A 9,394-nucleotide genomic window follows, 5' to 3' on the forward strand; every position below is an offset into this window, starting at 1 on the left:
GCTTCCTTACAGACCAACCTCTTTAACTATCGATCTTGATGAATTCATCAAGAAGTTGAAATAATTCACCGTGACAAATCAACTCATAAGCAATTTGATTTTAACTGCTCCTGAACCATGATTGTTATTGATTCGATATATCAGAGAAATTTCCTTTCTGTATTGTTCCGCCAAACTGCCCATTACTTCAATGAGAATCAAAAAAGGCGCCACATCGCTGCAAGCTCCTCTGCTATCGTGTCCCGTTAGAATCCCTTACCAAGCCACAATTTGTGGCTTCTTTTTTTGTATAAAAGACAGTATTGTTTTTCATTAATCTTCCCAGTAAAACAATGCGTCGAATACCTTATACCCATCATTGTTTAATATAGTTCTAATTTCAGTTTCAAATAAAAGTTGTTCCTTAACGACCCTCTTAGTCAAAAATTCAATTTTATACTCTGCAATCTTCTCCTTAATAAATTTCAATTCTTCATCCCACATTCCTGACGGGATTTCACCTATAGAATATGGGCTTAGCGTACCACAGCTCCCATTTCGATTACCTTTGTTTTTTTATTGGGCCCAAATATAGCTACGGGTGCGTGCTTGCATAAATATATTGAAATACCATCTATCCAAAGAGTTGCCGCGGCACATAGTTTTCAACCTTTTATACCCACTGCAACAGCTATGACCATTCCTTCATAGCATGCACTGAAGGAAAGCGAAGTAGTCGGCGGCCAAGTTATCGGTGGCTTAACTTTCTATCGTACCTGTTATGAATGAACACGGCGTCTCATTAGCCCCGAAGGGTGCGGTCTAATATCAAGCGTTAGCGTCCTTGGAAGCGAAAGACGAATCCTAAACCCGGGCAAGCTTATCCGGGATGGTTGCTACCTTGTCATTCCTACTGTATGCACGCCATATCGGTTCATATACTGTCCCCTTCCAGTTTCGGCCTAGTTTTGCTACCGACCTATCCCTTACAAATAAAAAGAAGCCCTGGCCGATTAGCGCTTGAGCTTCTTTTACGTGAAATAGAAAAACCGGCATCACTTTCTAGCATTTACTAATAGTTGTAACCTGACACTAATACACAAAACATATTTGTAAACTCTGGATATTTTGTGAAATACTCATCATGTATCAATATATTGAATATTCTTGCTACGTCTTCATTATTTTTCGATATATCAAAATGATGTAAACTCTTCTTCAGATTCTCTATTTTCAATATAAAATCTTCGTAGTATGCTTCACCAATATCATCCTTCACCGACTCTAGAAAATTCAAACTCTTTTGGTAGTTCCCGCTTTTCAGGTAAGCCATAGACAACTTGTCAACAATCCACAAGTTATTTTTATCATGCTGCCTAACCTTCTCTAGAATGTAAACACGCTTTATTGGAGGGAGCGAACTAAGTAGAGTTAATAATGGTAGCTCAGTTCCTATTTTATTCTTTTTAAAATAGACCACAAGCAAATCTTCAAAGATATTTACTGCATAATTAACAGCAGTTCTAATTTCATTAGCCGAAAATGTATTACCAGGATGAGCACCTTTATTACCTGTTCTTTTAATTTTAAAATACTTAGTAGCTACATCTTTATCTATATGATTCTTAACCAAAACAATCTTGTTATCAAGGTCTTTCTTTCTCCATTCATTCTCTGAAATGTTAGCCAAACTTAAAAGTCTATCTTTCAGAAGTAAATCTATAGCGCCATCTAAATATCGACGTAAACAAGTAGCCTGAAGTACATCTCTTAATGCAGGATTAATAAAATCTCTATATTCATCCATTAGTTCAGATGGAATCAAGGGTGGAATAGACACAGATAATATATTTTCTTGGCTCACTGTACATCAACCTTTTCTATAAAGATGAGAGGTAGTTTCTTAATTAAACTGGTGAGTTGTGTCTCCCAATGTGCTACACATAAGCTGTATAGTTCTGGCTAATGAAAAATAAAAAAGCCTATAGGATTCTGTCCGATAGGCTCACCGATGCTTCTGGATTCTTACATATTACCATAAAAATAAATATAAGTAAACCGATACAAATAACTCTGAATACGAGCAGTTTGTTTTCTCACGCCCAACAAGTAGCTTGCGCATCACTCTACAAAAAAACCTTTTCTGTCTGACTCGCGCTAGACTTAATCAAAATCCAACAGTCTAATGACACTTTATGTGGTTGTAGATTCGTTTAATGCAACTTTTAGAAATGCGATATCTCGATTGATGTCTTTCGGCTTTATCGCGCCGAGAACTCTATGTCCGACCTCAGGTGTCCAGTATACTTTTAGCTTTTCTCTAGCTCGGGTAATGGCTGTGTAAAAAATGCTATGAGTTACGTGGTCTTCGATTTCATCCGTGATAACAACTTTTACAGAATTGAATTCCAAACCCTGTGCTTTATGGATTGATACCGCATAGGCAACTTGGAACGGCACAACTGCTGTTACTGGTACTTCACGGTTTTCATCAACTTTCCTGTGATCGTCAACTGTAAAGCGAATTACCGAACGTCCCGCCACTGAATTCGCCAGAAGCTCAAAGTCACAGTCCCGAGCCTCCAGTCCGTTAATTGATTTGTCCACTTCAATGTCAAACTGGATTTTATCTCCAACAAGATTAATACCTGCTATCCAACCTTTGATATTGTTGTAAATCACGGGCGTGAAACGATCAGACTCATTGAACAGTATCGGGTCACCGACTTTGTACAATTGGAGTCCCCATGAGACAGAGGGATTAGGGTTAGCTTGTTGAAGGAAGCGATTAATGTTATTTATCCCATAGAGACCGTCATAGTTCAGGCATAAAATAATCTCATCTAGTTCCGCAGGTATAAAAATCGAAGCATCAAGCGTTGCTGAATACTGGTTTCTAGCTATTGTTTCAACTATTCTGTCATCCATACCTCGAACCCTATCCCATAACGTTTGTAACTCTTCATTGTGGCTTCTGTATGGTTTTGTAAGCTCATTAATTGAAGATGAAGGTAAAAACCCTCTTGCCGTACTAAACCAGTTTCCAAACTGGATAGCCTCAATTTGATAAATATCACCTACCAAAATAAGCAGTTCAAACTCCGCTTTTGCTAAAATATCTTTCATATCACTGTTGTTGACCGTACTACATTCGTCGATGACCACTATGTCATACTTTGTGCGTATACTCTGTTTCTTTATAAACTTTGTAACAGTCATGAAATCCGTATTGTCTGTTTGAACTGTAACTCTGCGTTTCATATTGTCAACGGCTGGATTTGTATTTGCCAAGTATAGCTTAGTCTGACTCATAAATAGATTTGAAATATGATTAATAAGCGTGGATTTCCCAGTACCAGCTGAACCGTAGATTAGCGCAACAGATGACTGGGTGAACATGTGTCGCAACGAGGCTTTTTTCTCTTCGCAGTCCACTGGATGAACTGCCGAATTGAGCCAACCATCCACATAGTTCGTATAGTTCTGGACACCCCTAGATGACAAATCGATGAGTCTCTGAATAATCCCTAACGTGTCATTTTCATAGCCAACTATGTAAAAATGACCGTTACGCTCTTTTAAGCGGCGAGCCTGATGCTTTGGATTATTGTATAGCTTTCCGTTGAAGGTACTGACAAGCGTGTTGATATCGCCGAACCGTTCAAGCTCCGTTCGTGGAGTGTAAAGTTGTCCGTTACTTCCTGTATTTTTGAGTACATAACGTGCAAGTAACTCGTGCATCCTGTTCGTAATATAAAGACAGTCCAACAAATCAGTTAGCTTCGGGTTGTGATGCAAAAGCGAGGTACTAAACGGCATCTTATCAAAGGGAATACATCCATAAGCCAAATAGAGATGTGAAAGATTCGAGTTAGAACCACCAAGTTGATCTTCAATCACCTTGTTGTTCATACGATAAAGTAAATAGCGCAGAACATTGCAACCAGGTCGATTGTTATCGATAATGTCACGACAACGGTCAAACAAGTCAAAAAGATGGCTGACCTTGGCATTAAATGCTGCGAGAACACTAGAACGAATTTGCTGATAGTGCGCATCTTCAAAACAAAGCAATTCCACAAGATTAAACCCTGTCTGTGTCAAGAACTGCATCAAGCCTCGTCCTTCAGCAGAGCCTGCATAACCTTGCAAATTCCCTCCCAGAATATTGGAGAACTTCTCTATTTCAATCGGCCGAATTGCCACTTCCCAACTCACAATGATGAAGATAGGCATAGTCTTGCCAAGGATAGTAATGTTGTCTTCGACCGTCCAAAGTTTCACGGCATAGTTTTTTGATAAGTCTAATGTTGTGAAAGCAATTATGCGGTCAAATTTGCTCGCTTTTCCGGTCGCGGGAACAAAGGTTACTTCGTAGAAAATTCGTTGATTCACAAAGAAGGGCTTAATTTTGTGAATATAGTATCGCATATTAACGGATGAAACCATATCTGTACTATGATTTCTGCCACTTAGCCTCTTAGCTATTTTCTCGTAGTACTCCTGAAGGTTTCTATCTGTGTTTAGTGGGAATTTGTCCAGATTCGCAAGCACATCAAGCCCGTAGTGAGTTTTCAGGTAGGCTTTGATTTTTAACATAAACTCATAGTATTTCAGCATCACACGCTCTGAATCTTCAGGGTCAAGCGTATAGTGCGAAACAACAATTTGCAAATAGGCATGGAACCTTCACAGGAATTTCAGTTGCCCCTTTGTCTTCACAAAGCTGATAGCCTGCTCTATGTTCTGATAATTGTATACAGTAACATTGGCATGGGCATAGATTTTGAACATTGAATGCTCGACAAATGTCCGTAGATTGGACAGAATATCCTGCGAAACCGCGCCTCTACCCATGGCATCGAGATTCTCAATATGACGGCAAATAGCGGCATCGCTTCTGAGAATTTGCTCGTTAATTCTACGAATTGTTTCAGATTCGGTGGTCATTTGCTTCCCTTATTTCTTAGGATTTTCTTTTCGTCACTTGATACCGTTTTCCTATCAAGAGAGGAATTGAAACGTAATACACTCATAATCCCATCTATAAAAAACGTTAGTTGTATCTGACCTTCTCCTGCTAATTCTAACTTAAAAAGTTTGCATCTAACATGGTGAAAGTATTACGACAACGAGCGGTAGTCTAAAGATAAGTACAATAAATAATTAAAGTTTTTTTGAACCATTAATAACACCTTCATCCGGATAACAAGTATATACCATTCATTTTTATACAATCCAGCAGACATCACATTTCTACTGTTACAGAAAAGAAGAAAGCCCGATTCATATACGATCAGGCTTTCCTAAATATAAGCACTCTACATGCGTGGACATTTATGCTATATGAACATTAAACAACGTGGCTGCTACATTCAACTCGATCTTCTGCTTTACCACTATTTGTGATACGGTTCACCGTACATGATCTTAAACTATCCTCCCTCTATGGGGAAACGTTTTGCTCTTAAATGCTCATGTATTCTTAGAATCTGACCGCAATACGAATGTACCAGATGAAATTTTTTTGGAACTGAATTGAAGATGAAGAAATATATGGGGCCGGCAAAAGCGCAAAAAGTTCTTACCTAGACCACCCCTCTGTAAAAAGTGGCTCCATCGGTAAAGTATGGTTGCACTTATTGGATCTCCACATCAACTCATTGAGGTCAACCCTCCCATGTCTCACAGAGTCTATGCTCCCACATTCCTTCATTCAACCTGTCCATGAGGTGGAGGTCAGATATGCTGCCCGACAGGATCTTCGTCCGTAAGATAGTTGCGTTCCGACTCATCCGTGCTTCTTTATCTGTTGTCGCTACGATCTTAATTTCTCATCATATCTACATTTAAGCTGCCTTCAGTAACTCTGCGAATCGAGGGATATCTTGCATCATCTTGCTTTCATTGAATTCATGTCCCTTTTTCAAGATGCCGAACAGCACCCGAATGAGCTTATTGCATAAGGCGATGAGGGACTGCATCTTTTTCAAAGGATTATCCGGTCGTTTGGTGTAGTATTCGTGCAACGCTTTAAAGGCTGCGTTCTTGGCCACCAACGGCATCATCACACGGAAGAGTAAGGCTCGAAGACGTTTCCTGCCTCTCTTCGTAATTTTAGCTTGCCCCTTGTGCTTACCGGAGGTGTTTTCTTTCAGATTCAGCCCTGCAAGCTTTATGATCTGCTTTGGATGACGGTATTGCTGAATGTCGCCTACTTCAGCGAGAAATCCGGCAATGGTGTCTCTGCCAATCCCTTTAATCGCTAACAATTGCGGGACGAACGGAATTTGTATCAGCAGTTCATCCAAGTGTGCTTCCAATTCTTCAAACTTCTTTTGCAGCAGTTCATATTGGGTCAATAGAAGACGCAGCTCCATCTTGGCAAGCTGTGAACCTTGTTTTATGCCCACAGAACGACCGGCAGCTGCCTTCAAACTCTTCACGCGACCCAGTCCAAGTCCACGCTTTGCAACTTCTCTTAGATGTAGAAGCAAGGTTTTCGTCTGAAAGGGAAACAAGCTCATGCGGCAGTAAATAAAGGCTTAGTAAGTGGATGGCTGACTTGCACTCCCAATCCTTAAATACCGTAAGGAACTCTGGAAAATACCGGTCTAGCCAATTATGGACACGTCCCTGCACCACGCTCCGATCAGTCGACAGATGATCGCGAATTTTCATTGCTTCCCGTAGTTCAGCGTAGACGCCCTGAGGAAGATTGGGTACAGCGTACCTTCCATCTTTGACCAGTTGAGCGATTACTTTACCATATAATATTCCTAATGCTGCTCTGCTATTATTTGTTCTTACGCCAATCTTTTATAAACAGTAACTTTGTTCTGGTCAATTCCAGAACCTTTTTACTTTGAATGATCTTTTTAGTTTCCTTACTATATTTCTCGATTTCATCAATGGAAATGAATATCTGTTTTCCAAAAACATTATAGATATCAATTATGTTCTCAACTGAACTGTTTTCAATATTCTTAAATAGCATCGAATCATGAATCAAGATCGGGAGAGCTGTTAATTCAAGTATCGCCAGATCAAACGTAATCAAGTTTGTATAAGCTTCCCCAGTACCTGTGTTATCTTCAATGCCATATGAATAATTTTTTTCTGTTAAAACAATCTTCGGAGACCGCCTACCGTCTTTATGCACAATTTGATTAAAGCTCTCTATCTTGTTGTTGATAATATTGCAAACTTCAATAATTATTTCACTTTTTACAAGCGACAGTTTTTCCTTCGTAGATTTTAAATCGTCAGCCACTGATAGTTTTTTGATGTAAGCAGTATTTTCATTTCGTTTTTGGTACAAAACAGAGGACAACTCAATTAATGGTTGGATTACTTCCTTTGAGACTGACTTGTTGGCAACGATATTTGTTAACTTTTCTTCGGTTTCGGCAATCTTGTGTTGGAGATACTCAAGTTCGATGCTGATTTCCTTCTCAGCCTTTATCAATTCATCATGAAGGATATTCGTGATAGATTCATGGAATTTTTCAATATCTTTAAGTTTCTCTAAATTTACACTCGGAAAAAAATCAGTCAATTTTCGAAACTGCTGACCATTCAGTGACTCCCTGTTAGATAGATCATTTCGGATTCTTTTCAATTTACTCTCTTGAGATGACCTTTGGCGCTTATAATTGCGTAATTCTTCAGCTAGCTCGTTATTTATTGCATTAACAATATCAGCAACAGTATAAGAGATTCCCAGCGCTGTTTTCTCCATTTCAGTATTAATTTTTTCCAGCTCACGAATATTTTTATTATATGTTGTTTTATTTATTTTCGGTATATGATTAAATTTCTCAGCTTTTCTGATAGTACTTTGCGAATCGTTTAAGACCTTTATTTCAGCCTCAAGTTTCTTGATTCGATTGTATTGGTTAAAGAGTTTAATTAAATTGTTAATGACATCCTGATTCTTTTGTGTGCTAACTTCATGTAATGGTTTTTTAACATCAAAATTGGATTTTTGCCAAACCCTTGAATACAAACTAACAATGGATCTGAATGAAATATCCTCTATCCCAATCTTATATAACTCTTTTAACTTTTGTGTATATTTATCAACATCAAGTTCTTCTATTGGGTTGTAGTCTTTATCACACAAAAAGACTGTTTGATAAGTCTTCGTTCCTCTTTTGAAGTAATATGGTTCTCCATTAAACTCGAAACAATAATTGAAGTCATGTTCACTGATATTGCTTACTACATCAGAGTTTTTATCTATATATGATCTTCCACCAAAAATGAAATCTAGTACCATCAAGAATGTTGACTTTCCAATCGAATTTGAAGCGACACTATCCCCAAGAACCACATTCAGACCACTATAAAATTTCACCGTTTTTTCATTGAAAATAATGCAGCTAATCTCCTTTAACATATATTAACAGTCCTTTCTCAAGATCGTAATCGATCACATCAAGAACATATAAGACATCTAAAGAATAAAAAAACTCGCTTATTTCTTCAAAATGCTCAGATGTTTCGGTATATAGCTCCTCGATGTTTATTATTTTTGAATCAAGTTTATCCATCACAAATAACATCTTGCCAAGAATGGACTGGTTGAACCTAATAATCTTATTCGGATAAATCATGAAAGCACCTCACAGTTTTGGACAAAAAATGAAGCAATAATCCTACAGGCAGGTCTAGAATGATTATTAGTCTTCTTGTTAAACCACTCAATAATTCCGTCAAAAATATCTTCTTGACTGATACCCGATACCTTCAATTCAGTATAGAAAGTCTTTACCTGGCTTGAGAGCAAATCAAACGAACCTGTACGTGATTTATTTAAGTCAACAAATCTTTGCTTAATTGTTATAAAATAATCAACCACATCATTCTCAATGTCTCTTCTTGTTAATGCTGTCAATGTATTATCAGCTTTTTCCGATACTCTTAAAGCATCATATTTGAGTTTGTTTTCTTCTAGGTCACTCGGCACTTCGGAGACCAGCATTTCCAATACTACATTAATTTCTTCCTCGATTTTGTATGCATTGAATTGACCATACACTTTATTCTTATGAATTAATCGCTTCTTTAAAGCCAATAATTTCTTGTATTCTGCAACTGTCCTTGGCTTATCAAATTTAGTATGACATGTAGGACAGAGCAAAATTAAATTATCTATATGGTTTAAATCAGTACTCAACACCTCTTCATCTTTTAGTAGTACCAGTTCAGATGGCGTAGGATTGAGTGGATATATATGAGCAATTTCAAACACTTTTTCCTTCTTTGTTTTATCATACATTAGTGGTTTAGCGCATAATGGACAAATGCCATCTACTTGATCATACAAAATCAGTGACCCTGCCCCGAATAGATAGACACATAGAAAACCTCTATAATAAAAGTGGAGGGATATACTATGGGGCAACGGAAG

The 9,394-nt window shown here is 38.0% G+C and carries 6 protein-coding genes and 1 pseudogene; all 7 read right to left on the bottom strand.

Going from position 1 to position 9,394, the window contains the following annotated elements; all coding sequences use genetic code 11:
- Positions 1-1,051: 1,051 nt before the first annotated feature.
- Positions 1,052-1,843, bottom strand: a complete 792-nt coding sequence (locus tag BK127_RS41030; RefSeq protein ID WP_076238409.1) for a hypothetical protein — start codon at positions 1,841-1,843, stop codon at positions 1,052-1,054.
- A gap of 329 nt (positions 1,844-2,172) precedes the next feature.
- A complete protein-coding gene (locus BK127_RS41035) occupies positions 2,173-4,653 on the bottom strand; it encodes an ATP-dependent DNA helicase (protein WP_256711692.1) in 2,481 nt (826 codons plus the stop codon).
- 15 nt (positions 4,654-4,668) lie between these two features.
- Positions 4,669-4,929, bottom strand: a complete 261-nt coding sequence (locus BK127_RS45405) for a hypothetical protein (protein WP_256711693.1) — start codon at positions 4,927-4,929, stop codon at positions 4,669-4,671.
- A gap of 899 nt (positions 4,930-5,828) precedes the next feature.
- Positions 5,829-6,780, bottom strand: a pseudogene (locus BK127_RS41040) (transposase); the annotation flags it as partial.
- Entirely contained in the window at positions 6,776-8,380 is a 1,605-nt protein-coding gene (locus BK127_RS41045; protein WP_076238410.1) for a DUF2326 domain-containing protein, read from the bottom strand. The pseudogene BK127_RS41040 and the gene BK127_RS41045, both read right to left, overlap by 5 nt.
- Complete coding sequence (locus BK127_RS45985; protein WP_076238411.1) at positions 8,364-8,597, bottom strand: ABC-three component system middle component 7; 234 nt, start codon at positions 8,595-8,597, stop codon at positions 8,364-8,366. The genes BK127_RS41045 and BK127_RS45985 overlap by 17 nt, the downstream gene beginning before the upstream one ends.
- Positions 8,594-9,394 (bottom strand): ABC-three component system protein (locus tag BK127_RS41055; RefSeq protein ID WP_305954352.1); only part of this gene is annotated, 801 nt, incomplete at its 5' end. The genes BK127_RS45985 and BK127_RS41055, both read right to left, overlap by 4 nt.

It is taken from the genome of Paenibacillus sp. FSL H7-0331 (genome assembly GCF_001956045.1).